This window comes from Citrobacter portucalensis (genome assembly GCF_002042885.1).
Classification (GTDB): domain Bacteria; phylum Pseudomonadota; class Gammaproteobacteria; order Enterobacterales; family Enterobacteriaceae; genus Citrobacter; species Citrobacter portucalensis.
Window position 1 is genome coordinate 1 of the sequence record NZ_MVFY01000012.1, and the last position, 20196, is coordinate 20196.

Here is a 20196-nt window from a genome sequence, read left to right on the forward strand (position 1 = left end):
TAAACAGAATTTGCCTGGCGGCTGTAGCGCGGTGGTCCCACCTGACCCCATGCCGAACTCAGAAGTGAAACGCCGTAGCGCCGATGGTAGTGTGGGGTCTCCCCATGCGAGAGTAGGGAACTGCCAGGCATTAATTTAGTGAAGAAGCCCATCCTGACGGATGGGCTTTTTTGCGTCTGTGTGGAATGAAAACCGCCGGATGCGGCGTACCGCCTTATCCGGCCTACAGGGGCCGGGCTGAACGTATTTTGTAGGCCTGATAAGCGCAGCGCATCAGGCAACACGTCTGCATACTGCCGGATGCGGCGTATCGCCTTATCCGGCCTACAAAAGCTAGTCCTGCTACCCGCGTACGAGGTTGAGTAACGGGTACGGTCGTCCGAGATCGTCCACCTCTGTACGTCCCGTCACGCTAAATCCCATCTTCTTATAGAATCCAACCGCCTGCTCATTCTGCTCGTTAACGTTGGTTGTTAGCGTTGAACTCATTGATAAAGCATGTTCAATCAGCAGTTTACCAACGCCACTACCACGCACATCCGGATCGACAAACAAAGCATCTATATGCTGGTCGGTCAGGAGCATAAAGGCGACGGGCTCATCCTGTTCTGTCACTGCAACCCACAGAGGGGCTTCTGGTAAAAATGAACGTACCAGCTCCTCCAGCTCAATCCGATAATCCGCAGAGAGGAAATGGTGCGTGGCATCTACTGAGCGACACCAAATAGAAACTAACTTATCTCCTTCGTCCTGACGCGAACGACGAATGGCAAGGTTCATAGCATTCTCCTTTTTTTCTTTACTGCACTATTCTACAGCAAGGAGCCGTGAAACTTTCTCAACTTGAGGATGCAGGCTCGACATTCGCATGATTCCTGGGTATCTTCAGCTATCTGGATGTCTAAACGTTTAAACGTATGTTGTGAGGTTATCAGGTTATGCCAATTCGCGTGCAGGACGAGCTACCCGCCGTCAATTTTTTGCGTGAGGAAAACGTCTTCGTGATGACGACATCCCGCGCTTCCGGTCAGGAAATTCGTCCACTGAAGGTGCTCATCCTTAACCTGATGCCCAAGAAGATTGAAACGGAAAACCAATTCCTGCGTTTACTCTCTAACTCACCGCTGCAGGTAGATGTTCAGCTATTGCGCATCGATGCCCGCGAGTCACGCAACACCCCAACGGAGCATCTGAATAACTTCTACTGTAATTTCGAGGATATCTGCGATCAGAACTTTGACGGATTGATCGTGACCGGCGCGCCGTTGGGCCTGGTTGAATTTAATGATGTGGCTTACTGGCCGCAGATTAAACAAGTGCTTGAATGGGCCAAAGATCACGTTACCTCGACGCTATTTGTCTGTTGGGCGGTGCAGGCCGCGTTGAATATCCTGTACGGAATTCCCAAGCAAACCCGCACGGACAAACTCTCAGGCGTCTATGAGCACCATATTCTGCACCCTCATGCGCTACTGACGCGTGGATTCGATGATGCGTTCCTGGCCCCGCATTCCCGCTATGCTGATTTCCCTGCAGCGCTTATCCGCGACTACACCGATCTCGAGATCTTTGCTGAAACCGAAGAGGGAGATGCCTACCTGTTTGCCAGCAAAGACAAACGTATCGCCTTCGTGACGGGTCATCCTGAGTATGACGACCACACACTCGGCAGCGAATATTTTCGTGACGTCGAAGCGGGCTTATCGCCGGAAGTACCCTATAACTATTTCCCGAAAGATGACCCGCAAAACAAACCGCGGGCAACCTGGCGTAGCCACGGTAATTTGTTGTTTACCAACTGGCTCAACTATTACGTCTACCAGATCACGCCATATGATCTGCGTCACATGAATCCAACGCTGGATTAATCTTCTGTAGCAGACGATCCTTAAGCGTTTCAGCATATTGAATCAGGCACCTTCGGGTGCCTTTTTTATTTCCGAAACACACCTCATCGTGTAATTAAATTTTATTTATATTGTTATCAATAGGTTAATTGATAATTAAATTAAAAATGGAAATTGTTTTTGATTTTGAAATTTAAATGAGTAGTCTTAGTTGTGCTGAACGAAAAGCGCACAACGATCCTTCGTTCGCATTGGGGATGTGTTTGGATCAATGACGAGGAACTACGCAATGAATCAACAGGCAACGACAACCGATGAACTGGTCTTCACCAGGCCGCGTGGCGAACAGGAACAGCAAATTCTGACCGCTGAAGCAGTGGAGTTTCTGACTGAACTGGTGACAAGATTTACGCCAAAGCGGAATAAACTTCTGGCTGCACGTATCCAGCAGCAGCAGGATATTGATGACGGTAAGTTGCCTGATTTTATTTCGGAAACAGCTTCCATTCGTGAAGGTAACTGGAAAATTCGCGGAATTCCTGATGATTTACTGGATCGCCGCGTAGAGATCACCGGACCCGTTGAGCGCAAGATGGTCATCAACGCGCTGAACGCGAACGTCAAAGTCTTTATGGCTGACTTCGAAGATTCACTGGCTCCTGAGTGGAGCAAAGTTATCGACGGGCAGATCAACCTGCGCGATGCGGTCAATGGCACCATTAGCTACACCAACGAAGCGGGTAAAATTTATCAGCTCAAACCTAATCCGGCTCTGTTGGTATGTCGCGTTCGTGGTCTGCACCTGCCGGAAAAACACGTCACCTGGCGTGGCGAATCTATCCCGGGCAGCCTGTTCGACTTTGCCCTCTATTTCTTCCACAACTACAAAACGTTGCTGGCGAAAGGCAGCGGCCCTTATTTCTATCTGCCAAAAACGCAGGCATGGCAAGAAGCGGCATGGTGGAGCGAAGTGTTCAGCTATGCTGAGGACCGCTTTAACCTGCCGCGCGGCACCATTAAAGCGACCCTGCTGATTGAAACGCTGCCTGCCGTCTTCCAGATGGACGAAATTCTGCACGCCCTGCGTGACCACATTGTGGGTCTGAACTGCGGTCGTTGGGACTACATTTTTAGCTATATCAAAACGCTGAAGAACCATCCGGATCGCGTGCTGCCGGACCGTCAGGTGGTGACGATGGATAAACCATTCCTCAGCGCCTATTCGCGTCTGCTGATTAAAACCTGTCATAAACGTGGCGCATTCGCGATGGGCGGCATGGCAGCGTTCATTCCCAGCAAAGATGCGGAACGTAACAACCAGGTTTTGACCAAGGTAAAAGCGGACAAAGCACTGGAAGCAAATAACGGTCATGACGGCACATGGATTGCCCATCCGGGACTGGCAGATACCGCCATGGCGGTGTTCAACGACGTACTCGGTGAAAACAAAAATCAGCTGTTCGTGACCCGTGAAGAAGATGCCCCGATTACCGCAGAGCAACTGCTGGCACCTTGTGAAGGTGAGCGTACCGAAGAAGGCATGCGCGCCAATATCCGTGTCGCGGTGCAGTACATCGAAGCGTGGATCTCCGGTAACGGCTGCGTACCGATTTACGGTCTGATGGAAGACGCGGCCACCGCCGAAATCTCCCGTACCTCCATCTGGCAGTGGATCCACCACGAGAAGACGCTCAGCAACGGCAAGCCGGTTACCAAACCGCTGTTCCGTCAGATGCTGGCCGAAGAGATGCTGGTGATTCAGGACGAGCTGGGCGAACACCGCTACAGCAGCGGGCGTTTTGACGATGCCGCGCGCCTGATGGAGCAAATCACTACCTCTGATGAACTGATCGATTTCTTGACCCTGCCAGGCTACCGCCTGCTGGCGTAATCCACCACATAACAATATGGAGCATCTGCACATGAAAACCCGTACTCAACAAATCGAAGAATTACAGAAAGAATGGACTCAACCGCGCTGGGAAGGCATCACCCGTCCATATAGCGCGGAGGAAGTGGTGAAATTACGTGGCTCGGTCAACCCGGAATGCACGCTGGCGCAGCTTGGCGCGGCGAAAATGTGGCGTCTGCTGCACGGCGAATCGAAGAAAGGTTATATCAACAGCCTCGGCGCGCTGACCGGCGGTCAGGCGCTGCAGCAGGCGAAAGCCGGTATTGAAGCGGTCTACCTTTCAGGCTGGCAGGTGGCGGCAGATGCCAACCTGGCATCCAGCATGTACCCGGACCAATCGCTGTATCCGGCGAACTCCGTCCCGGCGGTGGTTGATCGGATCAACAACACATTCCGTCGCGCCGATCAGATCCAATGGTCAACCGGTATTGAGCCGAACGATCCTCGCTATGTCGATTACTTCCTGCCGATCGTTGCCGATGCGGAAGCAGGGTTTGGCGGCGTACTGAACGCGTTTGAACTGATGAAATCGATGATTGAGGCTGGTGCAGCGGCCGTTCACTTCGAAGATCAGCTCGCATCGGTGAAAAAATGTGGTCACATGGGCGGCAAAGTGCTGGTTCCGACGCAGGAAGCTATCCAGAAACTGGTGGCCGCCCGTCTGGCAGCCGACGTCATGGGTGTGCCGACGCTGGTGATTGCACGTACCGATGCTGACGCAGCCGATCTGATTACGTCTGATTGCGACCCATACGACAGCGAGTTCATCACTGGCGAACGTACCAGCGAAGGGTTCTACCGTACGCATGCGGGTATTGAGCAGGCGATCAGCCGTGGTCTGGCCTACGCACCGTATGCGGATCTGGTGTGGTGTGAAACCTCCACGCCGGACCTTGAGCTGGCGAAGCGCTTTGCCGATGCGATCCACGCGAAATACCCTGGCAAACTGCTGGCTTACAACTGTTCGCCGTCGTTTAACTGGCAGAAAAACCTGGATGACAAAACTATCGCCAGCTTCCAGCAGCAGCTGTCGGATATGGGTTACAAATACCAGTTCATTACCCTGGCGGGTATCCACAGCATGTGGTTCAACATGTTCGACCTCGCGCACTCCTATGCGCAGGGTGAAGGCATGCGCCACTATGTTGAGAAGGTTCAGCAGCCAGAATTTGCGGCAGCTAAAGACGGTTACACCTTCGTCTCCCATCAGCAGGAAGTGGGCACAGGTTACTTCGACAAAGTCACCACCATCATTCAGGGCGGAGCTTCCTCGGTGACCGCGCTGACCGGCTCGACCGAAGAATCGCAGTTTTGATTAATGCCCGGTGGCGCTGCGCTTACCGGGCCTACGAAGGGATGTAGGCCGGATAAGCGAACGCGCCATCCGGCATGACGTTGTGCCGGATGGGAGACATTGATGACGCGTGGCCTGGAATTACTGATTGCTCAGACTATTTTGCAAGGTTTCGACGCCCAGTACGGGCGTTTTCTGGAAGTTACCTCCGGCGCGCAGCAGCGTTTTGAACATGCCGACTGGCATGCGGTTCAGCAGGCGATGAAAAGCCGTATTCACCTTTACGATCATCACGTGGGTCTGGTGGTGGAGCAGTTGCGCTGCATTACTGACGGCAAAAGTACCGACGCGGATTTTTTACTTCGCGTGAAAGAGCATTACACCCGGCTACTGCCGGATTACCCGCGCTTCGAGATTGCGGAGAGTTTCTTTAACTCCGTTTACTGTCGGTTATTTGACCACCGCTCGCTGACTCCCGAGCGGCTGTTTATTTTCAGTTCTCAGCCAGAGCGCCGTTTTCGCACGATCCCACGTCCGCTGGCGAAAGACTTTTTTCCGGATACCAGCTGGGAGTGGCTGCTGACGCGCGTCCTTAGCGATCTGCCCCTGCGTCTGCCGTGGCAGAACAAACATCGTGATATCCACTACATCATCGAACACCTGACCGAAACCCTGGGAGCGGATGTTTTGTCGGGCTGCCATTTACAGGTGGCGAACGAACTGTTTTATCGCAACAAGGCCGCCTGGCTGGTCGGTAAGCTGATTACTCCTTCGGGGACGCTACCGTTTTTACTGCCAATCCACCGGACTGATGAAGGCGAATTGTTTGTCGATACCTGTCTGACCACGACGGCGGAGGCGAGCATTGTGTTTGGCTTCGCCCGCTCCTATTTTATGGTTTACGCCCCTTTGCCCGCGGCGCTGGTGGAGTGGCTGCGCGAGATCCTGCCCGGTAAAACCACCGCCGAACTGTACATGGCGATTGGCTGTCAGAAACACGCGAAGACCGAAAGTTACCGCGAATATCTGCTCTATCTTGCCCATTGCGATGAGCAATTTATTGAAGCGCCAGGGATCCGCGGCATGGTGATGTTGGTGTTTACGCTGCCGGGTTTTGACCGGGTGTTTAAAATCATCAAAGACAAATTTGCCCCGCAAAAAGAGATGTCTGCCGCCCACGTCCGCGCCTGCTATCAACTGGTTAAAGAACACGATCGTGTTGGGCGGATGGCTGACACCCAGGAATTCGAGAATTTTGTGCTGGAGAAACGGCAAATCGATCCGGCGTTGATGGCGCTGTTATTGCAGGAAGCCCCGGAAAAAATTACCGATCTCGGCGATCAGATCGTCATTCGCCATCTGTATATTGAACGACGGATGGTGCCGCTGAATATCTGGCTGGAGCAGGTCGAAGGTCAGCAACTGCGCGATGCCATTGAAGAGTACGGCAACGCCATTCGTCAGCTGGCCGCCGCCAATATTTTCCCCGGCGATATGCTGTTTAAGAACTTCGGCGTGACCCGTCACGGGCGTGTGGTGTTCTACGATTACGATGAAATCTGCTACATGACGGAGGTGAATTTCCGCCATATCCCGCCGCCACGCTACCCGGAAGATGAGATGAGCGCTGAGCCGTGGTACAGCGTATCGCCGGGAGATGTCTTCCCGGAAGAATTTCGTCACTGGCTATGTGCCGACCCGCGTATAGGGCCGCTATTTGAAGAGATGCACGCTGACCTGTTCAGCGCTGACTACTGGCGCGGCCTACAGACGCGCATCAAAAACGGTCACGTGGAAGATGTTTACGCCTACCGACGTCGGCAGCGGTTCAGCGTGCGTTATGAAACCGACCGTAGGCCGGATAAGGTACTTGCGCCGCCATCCGGCAATGTGCGCCGTGCCTGATGCGCTACGCTTATCAGGCCTACAAATCTGCCCTAACCTTAGATAGCAGGCCGGGTAAGGCGTAGCCGCCACCCGGCAACCCCATCCTAGCGAAATCCGCCGTATGCCAGAGTCACTTCTTTCGCCGCTTTGATCGCCATGGCGCCAAACTCGGTCACGCGATCGTCGGTAATACGCGAAATGGGTCCGGAAATGGAAATCGCAGCGAACGGCTCGCGGTGCTCGTCATAAATGCACGACGCCACGCAGCGCAGACCCAGCGCATGTTCCTCATCATCAAAGGAATAGCCGCGCTTGCGCGTCTGGGCCAAATCCTCTTTCAGATGCACTGGCGACACCAGCGTGGCGTGTGTATAAGCATGCAGGCCTTTACGGTGCAGCAGGCCAGTCACTTGTTCTTCGCTCAGTTGGGATAAAAACGCCTTACCCGCACCGGAGGCGTGCATCGGCAGCTTGCCGCCGATAGGCGCGGACATGCGCATCAGTTGGGTGCACTGCACCTGGTCGATAATAATGGCCTGATGATCGCTTTGATCCAGCACGGCCAGGTTTACCGTCTCACCGGAATCTTCCATCAGCTTGCGCAGGATCGGATGGACAATCGCCAGCAGATTACGGCTTTGCAAAAAGCTGCTGCCGACGATGAACGCATGCGCACCTACGGCCCAGTGGCCTAATTCACCCACCTGACGGACAAAACCCTGCTGCTGCATGGTGGTCAGCAAACGGTGAGTCGTGGAGTTTGGCAGGCCAGCCTGCTGCGCCAGCTCGGTCAACGCCACGCTGCCGTTGGATTCCGCAATCCACTCCAGCAGCTTCAGACCGCGGGTCAGAGACTGAACCTGCCCGGTTGCAGGCGCAGTAGCGGCGGCGGGTTTTCTACCGCGTTTCGCGGGGACAGTGGCTACCATGGCAGACTCCTTTTCTGTATCGTGGAAATCATTTTCGTTTTATTCAATTATAATGCAAGAATTCCTGTACTGATCGGATGAGTGAAGCTGAACATGTCTCATGTTGGCCGTTGTTCTCTTTTCCGCCTCTCAGGTTTGTGCCAGTATGACCTGTTGAGTTTTTTTCGGTCTGGTTGAGCGTTGTCGGGAGCGAGTGTGAGCAGCAAAGTAGAACAATTACGTCAGCAGTTAAATGAACGTATTCTGGTGCTGGACGGCGGTATGGGCACCATGATCCAGGGATATCGTCTGAGCGAAGAGGATTTCCGCGGCGAACGCTTTGCCGACTGGCCGTGCGATCTGAAAGGTAACAACGACTTGTTGGTGCTCAGCAAACCGGAGGTCATCGCCGCCATCCATAACGCCTACTTTGAGGCGGGCGCGGATATCATCGAAACCAACACCTTTAACTCGACGACTATCGCCATGGCGGATTACCAGATGGAATCCCTGTCGGCGGAAATCAACTTTGCGGCAGCCAAACTGGCGCGTGCGGCGGCTGACGAATGGACGGCGCGCACGCCGGAAAAACCGCGCTACGTCGCAGGCGTGCTCGGCCCAACGAACCGTACGGCGTCTATCTCGCCTGATGTTAACGACCCGGCTTACCGCAACATTACCTTTGATCAGCTGGTGGCCGCCTACCGTGAATCCACCAAAGCGCTGGTGGAAGGCGGCAGTGACCTGATCCTGATTGAAACCGTCTTCGATACTCTGAACGCCAAAGCCGCTATTTTCGCGGTTAAAACCGAATTTGAAGCGCTGGGCGTTGAGCTGCCGATTATGCTCTCCGGCACCATCACCGATGCTTCCGGGCGTACGCTCTCCGGCCAGACTACCGAAGCATTCTACAACTCCCTGCGCCACGCCGATGCGCTGACCTTCGGTCTGAACTGCGCGTTAGGTCCGGACGAATTGCGCCAGTACGTGCAGGAACTGTCGCGCATTGCTGAATGCTACGTCACCGCGCACCCGAACGCCGGACTGCCGAACGCCTTTGGTGAATACGATCTCGACGCCGACACCATGGCAGCGCAGATTCGCGAGTGGGCTGAGGCCGGTTTCCTGAATATCGTCGGCGGCTGCTGCGGCACCACGCCGGAACATATCGCCGCCATGAGCCGCGCGGTGGATGGCTTACCGCCGCGCCGCTTGCCGGAAATCCCGGTTGCCTGCCGCCTTTCCGGCCTTGAGCCGCTGAACATCGGCGACGACAGCCTGTTTGTGAACGTTGGCGAGCGTACCAACGTCACCGGTTCGGCGAAGTTTAAACGCCTGATCAAAGAAGAGAAATACAGCGAAGCGCTGGATGTCGCCCGTCAGCAGGTGGAAAGCGGCGCGCAGATCATCGATATCAACATGGATGAGGGGATGCTCGACGCCGAAGCGGCAATGGTGCGTTTTCTCAACCTGATCGCCGGTGAGCCGGATATCGCCCGCGTGCCGATTATGATCGACTCCTCGAAATGGGACGTTATCGAGAAAGGGCTGAAGTGCATTCAGGGTAAAGGCATCGTTAACTCCATCTCGATGAAAGAGGGGGTTGAGACCTTTATCCATCACGCGAAGCTGCTGCGTCGCTACGGTGCCGCGGTGGTGGTGATGGCCTTTGACGAGCAAGGGCAGGCCGACACCCGCGCACGTAAAATCGAAATCTGCCGTCGGGCGTACAAAATTCTTACCGAAGAGGTGGGCTTCCCGCCGGAAGACATCATCTTCGACCCAAACATCTTTGCTGTCGCGACCGGTATTGATGAGCACAACAATTACGCGCAGGACTTTATCGGCGCGTGTGAAGACATCAAACGCGAGCTGCCGCACGCACTGATCTCCGGCGGCGTTTCTAACGTTTCATTCTCGTTCCGTGGCAACGACCCGGTACGTGAAGCCATTCACGCGGTATTCCTCTACTACGCCATTCGCAACGGCATGGACATGGGGATCGTCAACGCCGGACAGCTGGCTATTTACGACGACTTGCCCGCCGAGCTGCGCGATGCTGTTGAAGATGTGATCCTCAACCGTCGTGACGATGGCACCGAACGACTGCTGGAGCTGGCGGAGAAATATCGCGGCAGTAAAACCGACGACACGGCGAATGCCCAGATGGCGGAGTGGCGCACCTGGGACGTGAAAAAGCGCCTCGAATACTCGCTGGTGAAAGGCATTACCGAGTTTATTGAGCTGGATACCGAGGAAGCGCGCCAGCAGGCTGCGCGTCCGATCGAAGTTATTGAAGGACCGCTGATGGACGGCATGAACGTCGTTGGCGATCTGTTCGGCGAGGGCAAAATGTTCCTGCCGCAGGTGGTGAAATCCGCCCGCGTGATGAAGCAGGCGGTGGCGTACCTCGAACCGTACATTGAGGCCAGCAAAGAGAAAGGCTCCAGCAACGGCAAAATGGTCATCGCGACCGTGAAGGGCGATGTGCACGATATCGGCAAAAACATTGTCGGCGTGGTGCTGCAATGTAACAACTACGAAATCGTCGATCTTGGCGTGATGGTGCCCGCGGAGAAAATCCTCAGAACGGCGCGTGAAGTGAATGCCGATCTGATTGGCCTTTCCGGGCTGATTACCCCATCGCTGGACGAAATGGTCAACGTGGCGAAAGAGATGGAGCGTCAGGGATTCACTATTCCGCTGCTGATTGGCGGCGCGACCACCTCAAAAGCGCACACGGCGGTGAAAATCGAGCAGAACTACAGCGGCCCGACGGTGTACGTGCAGAACGCCTCGCGTACTGTTGGCGTGGTGGCTGCGCTGCTCTCTGACACCCAGCGTGATGACTTTGTCGCCCGTACGCGTAAAGAGTACGAAACCGTGCGTATCCAGCATGCGCGTAAGAAACCGCGTACCCCGCCAGTAACGTTACAGGCTGCCCGCGACAACGATCTGGCCTTCGACTGGGAAAACTACACCCCGCCGGTGGCGCACCGTCTGGGCGTGCAGGAAGTGGAAGCCAGCATCGAAACTCTGCGCAATTACATCGACTGGACGCCGTTCTTTATGACCTGGTCGCTGGCCGGGAAATACCCGCGCATTCTCGAAGATGAGGTAGTAGGAGAAGAGGCGAAGCGCCTGTTCAAAGACGCTAACGACATGCTGGATAAACTCAGCACCGAGAAGACCCTGAATCCGCGCGGCGTGGTGGGGTTATTCCCGGCCAACCGCGTGGGTGACGACATCGAGATTTACCGTGACGAGACGCGTACGCACGTCATCAACGTGAGCCATCATCTGCGCCAGCAGACGGAAAAAGTCGGTTTCGCCAACTACTGCCTGTCTGACTTTGTTGCGCCGAAACTGAGCGGCAAAGCGGATTACATCGGTGCTTTCGCGGTTACCGGCGGTCTGGAGGAAGATGCGCTGGCGGATGCCTTCGAAGCCCAGCATGACGACTACAACAAGATCATGGTGAAAGCGATCGCTGACCGTCTGGCGGAAGCATTCGCGGAGTATCTGCATGAGCGCGTGCGTAAAGTTTACTGGGGCTATGCGGCGAATGAGAACCTCAGTAACGAGGAGCTTATCCGCGAAAACTACCAGGGGATTCGCCCGGCGCCGGGCTATCCGGCGTGCCCGGAACACACTGAAAAGGCCACCATCTGGGAACTGCTGGATGTGGAAGCGCACACCGGGATGAAGCTCACCGAATCCTTCGCCATGTGGCCAGGCGCGTCGGTTTCCGGCTGGTATTTCAGTCATCCGGACAGCAAGTACTACGCCGTGGCGCAAATCCAGCGCGATCAGGTTGAAGATTATGCCTTCCGTAAAGGGATGAGCGTGGCGGAAGTGGAGCGCTGGTTAGCGCCGAATCTCGGCTACGACGCCGACTGATTCACAAAACTGTCATCTTTCTTTACAACAAACAGGGCGCTCAATGAGTGCCCTGTCTCTTTATTACGTTTAAACCCTTATACTGAAAGGGGGCCGTTGCCGGATGGCGGCGTAAACGCCTTATCCGGCCTACATAGGGATGATTTGTAGGCCTGATAAGCGCAGCGCCATCAGGCAAATGAGCCTCAAAAAACCATAAAAATAAGGAGAACCTGATTCCGTGTTAACTCTGTTACACCTGCTTTCTGCCGTCGCGATGCTGGTTTGGGGTACGCATATTGTGCGTACCGGCGTGATGCGCGTCTTCGGCGCCCGTTTGCGTACCGTGCTCAGCCGTAGTGTTGAAAAGAAGCCGCTCGCCTTTTGTGCGGGTATCGGCGTAACGGCGCTGGTGCAAAGCAGCAACGCCACCACCATGCTGGTGACCTCGTTTGTTGCACAAGATCTCGTGGCGCTTACCCCTGCGCTGGTCATAGTGCTCGGCGCCGACGTGGGGACCGCGCTGATGGCGCGTATCCTGACCTTCGATCTCTCATGGCTATCCCCACTGCTGATTTTCATCGGCGTGATCTTCTTTCTCGGGCGTAAGCAGTCCCGTGTGGGGCAACTGGGGCGGGTCGGTATTGGGCTGGGGTTGATTTTGCTGGCGCTGGAGCTGATTGTGCAGGCGGTAACGCCGATCACCCAGGCTAACGGCGTACAGGTTATTTTCGCCTCGCTCACTGGCGATATTATGCTCGATGCGCTGATTGGCGCCATGTTTGCGATTATCAGTTACTCCAGCCTGGCGGCGGTGCTGCTGACGGCCACGCTGACCGCGGCAGGTATTATCTCGTTCCCGGTGGCGTTGTGTCTGGTGATTGGCGCCAACCTCGGGTCCGGCCTGCTGGCGATGTTGAATAACAGCGCCGCTAACGCCGCAGCACGCCGTGTGGCGCTCGGCAGCCTGCTGTTTAAGCTGGTGGGGAGCCTGATTATCCTGCCGTTTGTTCATCCGCTGGCCAATCTGATGGATGAACTGCCGCTGCCGAAATCTGAACTGGTTATCTACTTCCACGTCTTCTACAACCTGGTGCGCTGCGTGGCGATGGTGCCGTTCGCCGAACCGATGGCGCGTTTTTGTAAGCGCATCATCCGCGATGAGCCGGAGCTGGATGCACATCTGAAACCCAAACATCTGGACGTCAGCGCGCTGGATACGCCGACGCTCGCTCTGGCCAATGCCGCCCGTGAAGCCCTGCGTATCGGCGACGCGATGGAGCAGATGATGGACGGGCTGAAGAAAGTAATGCACGGCGAACCGCGTGAAGAGAAAGAGCTGCGCAGGATGGCCGATGACATTAACGTGCTGTATACGGCAATTAAGCTCTATCTGGCGCGGATGCCAAAGGATGAGCTGGCGGAAGAAGAGTCACGCCGTTGGGCGGAGATTATCGAAATGTCGCTCAACCTTGAGCAGGCTTCCGATATTGTCGAACGTATGGGCAGCGAGATAGCCGATAAGTCGCTGGCCGCTCGCCGGGCATTCTCTGTCGAAGGGCTGAAAGAACTGGATGCGCTCTACGATCAGTTGCTCAGCAATCTGCAGCTGGCGATGTCGGTGTTCTTCTCAGGAGATGTGACCAGTGCCCGTCGTCTGCGCCGCAGCAAGCACCGCTTCCGTATTCTCAATCGTCGTTATTCGCATGCGCACGTTGACCGTCTGCATCAGCAGAATGTGCAGAGCATCGAAACCAGCTCCTTGCACCTGGCGCTGTTGGGCGATATGCAGCGTCTGAACTCGCTGTTTTGCTCCGTGGCTTACAGCGTGCTGGAACAGCCGGATGAAGACGATGGGCGGGATGATTACTAATGAGGACAGGTGAAATATTGCCCGATGGCGCAGTCCGGTAGGCCGGATAAGGCGAAGCCGCATCCGGCAATGTGCGCTGAACTGCCTGATGGCGCTGCGCTTATCAGGCCTACAGTTGTAGCCCGGATAAGGTGAAGGCGCCATCCGGCATCAGACAACAAATCAGCTAAAAGCAGTGGCCTGCTTCAACGGCAACCGCTTCTTCACCCGCTTTAAAGATATACGTGGTGTTCGGGCCGCCGAGCACGGATTGACCGTTACTTACCTTAATCCAGTTCCCTTCCGGCAGGCCAATCACCGTCAGCTCCGGTGCCACAACCAGCAGCTCGCGGATACGCTGTTCACGCGTTTCGCCTTTATGGCCTTCCGGCAGCGCGTTGGTGAAGTGTGGGTTAATCTGCAGCGGGAACAGACCCAGCGCATCAAAACCTTTTGGATCGACAATCGGCATGTCGTTGGTAGTGCGGATGGTCTGGCAGGCAAGGTTGGAACCTGCGCTCCAGCCGATGTACAGCGCACCGCGTTTGACGACATCCACAATCGGGGCCAACAGACCGCGCTCGCGGCTTTCTTTCAGTAACTGGAAGGTATTACCCCCGCCGACAATCACCAGCTCTGCGTTTTCAATAGCGGCAATCGGATCGGCAACGGTATGAATACCCGTAACGTTGACGCCCATTGGCGCAAAGATGGCTGCCGTTTTCGCCGTGTATTCATCCCAGGTTTGCGTCACGCCAGCGAACGGAATAAACACCGCCGTACGGCGACCATTCAGTTGTTCAGCAATCAGCGGCAGCGCATGTTCCATCCAACCTTTGCCCGGCAGCGTCGAGTTACTCAATAAAAGCAGTTCCATCATTTCTCCATGTAATCAGAAAATTACAAACCGCGCTAATGCTACCACTATCAGGCTAACGCCTTACTGATATGGCTCACGATGTTGGAAGGGGGAGATAGAAGCTGAGGCTATTTTTTAAGTGTCAATTCAATGCCGAGTACCTTCATCACTGCAAGGGTGGTTTTCAGCGTCGGGTTACCTTTCTCACTAAAAGAGCGATAAAGCTGCTCGCGGGATAATCCCGTTTCTGCCGCAATGTTCGCCATTCCCTTAGCGCGAGCTACCACGCCCAGTGCTTTTGCAATGTATGCTGCATCGCCTGTTTCGAGGGCATCGGCCATAAACACGGCAATTTCTTCATCATCAACCAGCGCAGTCGCGGGATCGTAGTGAGTAAGTTTATTCATGGCAGAAGATCTCCTGTGAATCCAGTGTACGGGCGAGCATTTTTGCAAGAGTAATATCGTTGGCTTGTGAGCTTTTATCGCCCCCACATAACAAAATGATGATGCGGCAACCTTGCTGTTTAAAGTAAATCCTGTAGCCAGGACCGTAAGAAATGCGCATTTCGCTGACGCCTTCCCCAACAGGTTTAACATCACCAGCTAAACCATTAGCCAGACGAAAAAGGCGTGTGGCAATGAGCGTTTTAGCTCTCCTGTCCCGTAGGTTTTGCTCCCAACGCCGGAAAACCATTGTCTGAAGAATTTCCATGATGACGTTCCATGTATTTTATAAACTACATTATGAATTGACAAGTTGAGACTAGAGAGTAAAAAAATGGGGAGTAAGGGGAAATGCTGGCAGGAGGAAACAGGAAAGCGCCTCGCAATAATACGTAGTTTTTCAGGATGCTGCGGTTGATACGAGAATCGATGATAGGGGATTGGGAGGGCTTTGTGCCAGGAGCGGAAGCTATATGTCCACTAGAATATGACAGATTCATGCATGGTGATTCACCACTACACGTAGTTGCCGTCTTAGCAGGGTTTTATCCTGGAAAGAATAAAATCCACTCGCTCTTCTACAGAAACACATGGTAATTCAATCAACTGATAGTCATACATACGGTATGTTTTTACCATTGCGTGATATGTCGCGATGGCAACATCGAAAGATTGTTTGCGCTCTGTGTCCTGTACATATATTTCACGCCAGGGTGGTGCAATAAATACGATTCGGTTATAGCGAAATTTCTCGATGGCGTTTTCCAGATGCCTCGGTATGGTAAGTTCAGAAAGACGTAAATAACCTACAACATCAGGAACACCACGATCAAAGAAGCAGGGTTGTGTATGCCCTTCCGCTTCATGCCACGAACGCATTTCTCAGGATAGCATCAGATCTGCAAATGCAGTCTGGTTGGCCCACGGTAATGCATCGCCGCCGATGTTAACCTGGTCTTGGATCACACCTCTTCCAGCTTCTTTAGAACACCAAAACCCTCGTTTTATAATCGTATCAATTATCGTGCTTTTGCCTGACCCTGGGCCACCAGTCAGAATGAATCGATGCTGAAACGCTGAAGACATTGAACTCTCCCAAACCTTCTTAGACGCGATGATTTAGCAATTGATGGCGTACTTTTTGCGTATCGTCATATTACCTGCTGATGGCATGACTAACTACGTTTTATCCCCATTTTAATGTCCGCTATTCTCTCATTTCACAGGCCGATCTACTTTATTTCTCACTCGCCGAGGCGTTCCGCCATCTTGATTGTAGCCATCTCACTACTGAAGAAAATCTGGCGCTATCGTTTGGCTGTGAAGAGGCGCTGGCAGGGTTGTACCAGACGCTGAATTTTATGGGCGAAAGCCTGCTGACCATGGCGGGTGAAGGTCAGGAACATTTTGCGTATGAGAGCATATGCCAGTTAGGACACAGTCTGGTCAACATCAGCCAGTTGATTCCCGCACTGGTGCAGTTAGAAGCGAAAGCTGACCAGCAACTGTTCGCTGTTGCATAGTACCTAAAATAGACAGAGCGCCCATCCCTGGCGCTCTGTTCCTGCTTCTTTACCCCGCCCGAGCAAATTCTGCCGCTTCGGCGATTAGCGCGTCATCCGGGCGTACGCCGGTGTACATGGCGAACTGCTCTACGGCCTGTAAGGCAATCACCTCTGCGCCGCTGATGGTCTTTTTACCTAATTGCTGTGCCAGTTTGATTACCGGTGTTTCCGGCGGCAGGGCGACGACGTCAAACACCACGCTGGCGGCAGCGACCATTGCTTCGCTGTAGGCCAGCTCATCGCTCTCTTTACCGCCAGCCATGCCGACGGGCGTCACGTTGACCAGAATATCGCAGGTAATCCCTTCCGGCTGCGGTTGCCACTGGAAACCGTACTGTTTTGCCAGCGTCGGGCCGCTCTCCCGGTTACGGGCGGCGACGATCACATCGCGAAAACCGGCATCGCGAAATGCGGCAATGACCGCTTTACCCATTCCACCGCTGCCGCGGATCATGACGCGTGCGTGGTTATCAAGCTGGTGGCTGGTAATCAGGCTTTTTACCGCAATGTAGTCGGTGTTAAATCCTGTCAGCGTACCGTTGTCATTGACGATGGTATTAACGGAGTCAATGACTTTTGCGGAAGGATCGATGGCATCCAGAAACGGCATGCAGCTCTCTTTAAACGGCATAGAGACCGCACAGCCGCGAATCCCGAGTGCGCGAACGCCTTTGACTGCGGCCTCAATATCCTGCGTAGTAAAGGCTTTGTAGATAAAATTTAACCCTAATTTTTCATACAGATAGTTATGAAAGCGTGTGCCAAAGTTGCCGGGACGACCGGCAAGCGACATGCACAACTGGGTGTCGCGGTTAATCATGTTAAATTTCCTCGGCGTGAGACAATATGTACTGTTCGGCTTCCTGCGACCAGATCCCCTGATGACGCTCCAGGATAGCGCGCAAGGCCGGATCGTCAATCTGGGTGAGCGCAGTTAACGGCAATGATTTTCCGGTGTAAACCAGTTTTTTACCTCCACCGACCTGCGGCAGTTCCAGCGTTGTTTCACCTGCCGCATTCAATCCCAGAATGTGCGTCACCACTTTTGCCGCCTGAACTTTCTTCTCTTCGATCAGTTTTACCGCCGTGCGCATGTCGTCGGTATTGCCGCCAGATGTCCCAACATAATGGGTGAAGGCATAGTGCACGTCGTAGAAGTTAATCGGCGCGCTAAACTGCTTATCCTGCGGACCGGCAAAGAAGTTCATGCAACCATCGGCAGCCAGCAGTGAAGAGGCCAGCGTAACCAACTGTTCGTTGGGCACAAACACAAAGATGTCATCAAACCCGTGCCCGCCGCTCAGCGCCATCAAGGTGTCATAACCTGCATCCTGGGCGTGGAGATAATGGATCAACGTTTGTGGTTCTGATGGATAGTGCTTGCGGGCGTAGCTCAGTTTGTCGTTATTGGTGTCGGTCACCACCAGCAGCGCCGGGTTAACCGGACCATGCAGCGCGTAGTCGATCGCCAGTAGTCCCATCGGCCCGGTGCCGCCGAGTATCAGTGTACGCCCCTGCGGACGAATGCCCATCTTGTGGTTATACGTGCCTTCCTGTAGGTGATAGTTGGCGTTGAATGCGCCAATCACACAGGACAGCGGCTCAACCAACGAGCCTTCAAAATAGGTTTCACCTTCGTAGGCTAACAGGCAGTCCTGCTCCATGACTTCATCAGGAATGATGACGTGCGTGGCTTCACCGCCTACCCACGGGAAGGAGTAGCCGGGGCAGTCCGGGCGATCCGGCAGTTGCAGGTTAGCCTGAATGACATAGCGCTGGCCGGGCTGAAACTTATGCTGCCATTTTTTCCCTACGGCAATAATATCGCCGCAAAACTCGTGGCCGATGATGATCGGGTTTGTAGCCACATCGTCCGGCACCTTTTTGTGGTTCTCGCCCTGGTTAGCCTCTTTCCAGGAAGAAAGGCACAGGCTGTCGGTTACGACTGAGGCCAGAATTTCATTGTCCTGCATTTCAGGAAGATCGAAGGTTTCCAGGCGCAGATCGCGTTTACCATAAAGGCGTAAAGCTGTTGTTGTTTGCATTGTTACCACCTCTTCCTCTTTCGAGGACTATTTGTTGAAGTAGCCCCGGCATCGCCGGGGCGAAAAAATCAGGACAGGAAGCCCAGCGCGTTACCGATAATTCCCAGCGCAAACAGGGCGAAGATCAGCCATACCGGGTTAATTTTCTTGTTGAGCAGACGCACCATCAGCAGCGTCAGACCCAGCGCCAGCAGGCCGGGGCAGAGTTGGTCGAGAATGTTCTGCACGGTCATGGTGACGGTGGTGCCGTCTGCGCCAGGCGTTTGCGATACCACCAGCGGCACGTTGATGCTGGTCCATTTAGTGACCAACACCCCCATGACAAACAGGCCGAGAATCGATGCGCCTTCGGTCAGTTTCTGCAGCAGGTTGCCGCCCATGTCGCTGACGATATTGACCCCTTTACGAAAACCAAGCTGTAAGCCGTACCACTTCATGGCAAGACGTACTGCATTGAAAATAAAGAAGAACAATAGTGGGCCGAGAATGTTTCCGGACAGCGCCAGCGATGCGCCGAGCGCGGCGGTAATCGGGCGCAATGTTCCCCAGACCAACGGGTCGCCAACACCGGCCAGCGGGCCCATCAGCCCAACTTTGATGCCGTTGATGGCACCGTCGTCAATTTCCGCACCATTGGCACGAGCTTCTTCCATCGCGGCGGTCACGCCAATCACCGGGCCGCAAACGGCAGGCGTGGTATTGAAAAACACCAGGTGGCGTTTGAGTGCCGCAACCTGGTCCTCTTTCAGCGGATACAGGCGCTTGATGGCAGGGATCATGTCGTAGCAAAAGCCCAGCCCATGAATGCGTTCAAAGTTAAATGACGCCTGTTGCAGGTTGGAGCGAACAAACATGCTAAACAGGTCGGATTTGGTCAGTTTTTTCTGTTCCATGGCTGGCTCCATTAGTCATCAAGCTGATCGAGAGCTTGAGAAGAGGCGGGTTGCACCTGCGGTTCGGCTTTACGCCACTGTGGGTTCAACTGGATGTAGACCAGCGCGATAATCACACCAACCCCACCGAAAGCCAGCAGGCTCAAATCGAGATAACCCCCAGCGATAAACCCGAGGAAGAAGAAGGGCATCAGGTACTTCACGCCCATCATGCGCAGCACCATGGCGTAGCCGACCACCACGATAAAGCCACCGGCAATCTGCAATCCGCGGGTGACGAATTCCGGAATGGCGTTGAGCATATTGCTGACCATATCGGCGCTGACAAACAGCGAGACGATTAATGCAGGGATGGCAACGCGCAGCGCCTGTACGCCGAGAGCGGAAACGTGCAGCATGTCGATGGTGCGAAAGCGGGCGTCTTCGGCTGCTTTATCCGCCGCGTGCTGGAACACCACGGTGATGGTACGGGCGAATACCGTCAGCACCTGACCTGCCGCCGCCACCGGCAGGGCGATGGCGATACCGGTAGCAATGCTTTGCTGACCGACGATAACCAGAATGGCGGAGATAATACTGGCGAGCGCCGCATCGGGAGACTGCGCTGCGCCGACGTTCATCCAGCCAAGAGCGATTAACTCCAGCGTGCCGCCGAGCATAATCCCGGTTTTTAAATCACCAAGGATTAGGCCGATAACGGTACAAGCAATTAGCGGACGATGGGTCTGGAACTCATCCAGCACGCTGCCCATTCCGGCAATACAGGAAAATAGGAATATGGCGATAATTTGTAGGGTACTTATTTCCAT

At 54.4% G+C, this 20196-nt stretch carries 16 protein-coding genes, 1 rRNA gene and 1 pseudogene; 8 read left to right on the forward strand and 10 right to left on the reverse strand.

Going from position 1 to position 20196, the window contains the following annotated elements:
- The first annotated feature begins 13 nt into the window (after positions 1 to 13).
- A 5S ribosomal RNA gene (gene rrf, locus BZK40_RS17330) occupies positions 14 to 129 on the forward strand.
- Between the two features lie 213 nt (positions 130 to 342).
- On the opposite strand, the gene BZK40_RS17335 is transcribed toward rrf, so the two are convergent.
- Positions 343 to 780, reverse strand: coding sequence for an acetyltransferase (locus BZK40_RS17335; protein WP_079935010.1), 438 nt, complete (start codon positions 778 to 780; stop codon positions 343 to 345).
- 158 nt (positions 781 to 938) lie between these two features.
- Between BZK40_RS17335 and metA the strand changes: the two genes are divergently transcribed.
- From metA to aceK, 4 genes are all read left to right on the forward strand, one after another.
- On the forward strand, positions 939 to 1868 hold the full coding sequence (gene metA / locus BZK40_RS17340; protein WP_003826503.1) for a homoserine O-acetyltransferase MetA: 930 nt from the start codon (positions 939 to 941) through the stop codon (positions 1866 to 1868).
- A gap of 268 nt (positions 1869 to 2136) precedes the next feature.
- Positions 2137 to 3738, forward strand: coding sequence for a malate synthase A (gene aceB / locus BZK40_RS17345; protein WP_032942053.1), 1602 nt, complete (start codon positions 2137 to 2139; stop codon positions 3736 to 3738).
- A gap of 31 nt (positions 3739 to 3769) precedes the next feature.
- Positions 3770 to 5074 carry an isocitrate lyase gene (gene aceA / locus BZK40_RS17350; protein ID WP_003826506.1) on the forward strand — a complete coding sequence of 435 codons (1305 nt, stop codon included), beginning with the start codon at positions 3770 to 3772 and terminating at the stop codon, positions 5072 to 5074.
- 102 nt (positions 5075 to 5176) lie between these two features.
- Entirely contained in the window at positions 5177 to 6958 is a 1782-nt protein-coding gene (gene aceK, locus BZK40_RS17355; protein WP_079935011.1) for a bifunctional isocitrate dehydrogenase kinase/phosphatase, read from the forward strand.
- An 86-nt stretch (positions 6959 to 7044) separates the two neighbouring features.
- Here aceK and iclR read toward each other — a convergent pair whose 3' ends face one another.
- Entirely contained in the window at positions 7045 to 7869 is an 825-nt protein-coding gene (iclR, locus tag BZK40_RS17360; protein WP_003826510.1) for a glyoxylate bypass operon transcriptional repressor IclR, read from the reverse strand.
- A 195-nt stretch (positions 7870 to 8064) separates the two neighbouring features.
- Here iclR and metH point away from each other — a divergent pair, with 195 nt between their 5' ends.
- Together metH and BZK40_RS17370 are read left to right on the forward strand one after the other, a co-directional pair.
- Entirely contained in the window at positions 8065 to 11748 is a 3684-nt protein-coding gene (metH, locus tag BZK40_RS17365) for a methionine synthase (protein WP_057068603.1), read from the forward strand.
- Positions 11749 to 11968: 220 nt separating this feature from the next.
- The gene (locus tag BZK40_RS17370; protein ID WP_079935012.1) at positions 11969 to 13600 is read left to right on the forward strand and encodes a Na/Pi cotransporter family protein; all 1632 of its coding nucleotides are present in this window, start codon (positions 11969 to 11971) and stop codon (positions 13598 to 13600) included.
- A gap of 166 nt (positions 13601 to 13766) precedes the next feature.
- On the opposite strand, the gene pepE is transcribed toward BZK40_RS17370, so the two are convergent.
- From pepE to BZK40_RS17390, 4 genes and pseudogenes are all read right to left on the reverse strand, one after another.
- Complete coding sequence (gene pepE, locus BZK40_RS17375) at positions 13767 to 14456, reverse strand: dipeptidase PepE (RefSeq protein ID WP_032942056.1); 690 nt, start codon at positions 14454 to 14456, stop codon at positions 13767 to 13769.
- 110 nt (positions 14457 to 14566) lie between these two features.
- Positions 14567 to 14845, reverse strand: a complete 279-nt coding sequence (locus BZK40_RS17380) for an addiction module antidote protein (protein WP_032942057.1) — start codon at positions 14843 to 14845, stop codon at positions 14567 to 14569.
- Positions 14838 to 15155: a type II toxin-antitoxin system RelE/ParE family toxin gene (locus tag BZK40_RS17385; RefSeq protein ID WP_032942059.1), complete on the reverse strand. Its 318-nt coding sequence runs from the start codon at positions 15153 to 15155 to the stop codon at positions 14838 to 14840. Before BZK40_RS17385 ends, BZK40_RS17380 begins: the two co-directional genes overlap by 8 nt.
- Positions 15156 to 15418: 263 nt before the next feature.
- Positions 15419 to 15970, reverse strand: a pseudogene (locus BZK40_RS17390) (AAA family ATPase).
- 275 nt (positions 15971 to 16245) lie between these two features.
- Between BZK40_RS17390 and BZK40_RS24840 the strand changes: the two are divergent.
- Positions 16246 to 16407 (forward strand): hypothetical protein, encoded by a 162-nt coding sequence (locus BZK40_RS24840; RefSeq protein ID WP_233097552.1) that lies wholly within the window; start codon positions 16246 to 16248, stop codon positions 16405 to 16407.
- Between the two features lie 49 nt (positions 16408 to 16456).
- Here BZK40_RS24840 and BZK40_RS17400 read toward each other — a convergent pair whose 3' ends face one another.
- The 4 genes from BZK40_RS17400 to BZK40_RS17415 form a co-directional block, all read right to left on the reverse strand.
- Positions 16457 to 17269, reverse strand: coding sequence for a shikimate 5-dehydrogenase (locus BZK40_RS17400; RefSeq protein ID WP_079935013.1), 813 nt, complete (start codon positions 17267 to 17269; stop codon positions 16457 to 16459).
- A gap of 1 nt (position 17270) precedes the next feature.
- On the reverse strand, positions 17271 to 18494 hold the full coding sequence (sorE, locus tag BZK40_RS17405) for an L-sorbose 1-phosphate reductase (protein WP_079935014.1): 1224 nt from the start codon (positions 18492 to 18494) through the stop codon (positions 17271 to 17273).
- A gap of 68 nt (positions 18495 to 18562) precedes the next feature.
- Positions 18563 to 19387: a PTS system mannose/fructose/sorbose family transporter subunit IID gene (locus BZK40_RS17410; RefSeq protein WP_003031641.1), complete on the reverse strand. Its 825-nt coding sequence runs from the start codon at positions 19385 to 19387 to the stop codon at positions 18563 to 18565.
- A gap of 11 nt (positions 19388 to 19398) precedes the next feature.
- Positions 19399 to 20196, reverse strand: coding sequence for a PTS mannose/fructose/sorbose transporter subunit IIC (locus BZK40_RS17415; RefSeq protein WP_079935015.1), 798 nt, complete (start codon positions 20194 to 20196; stop codon positions 19399 to 19401).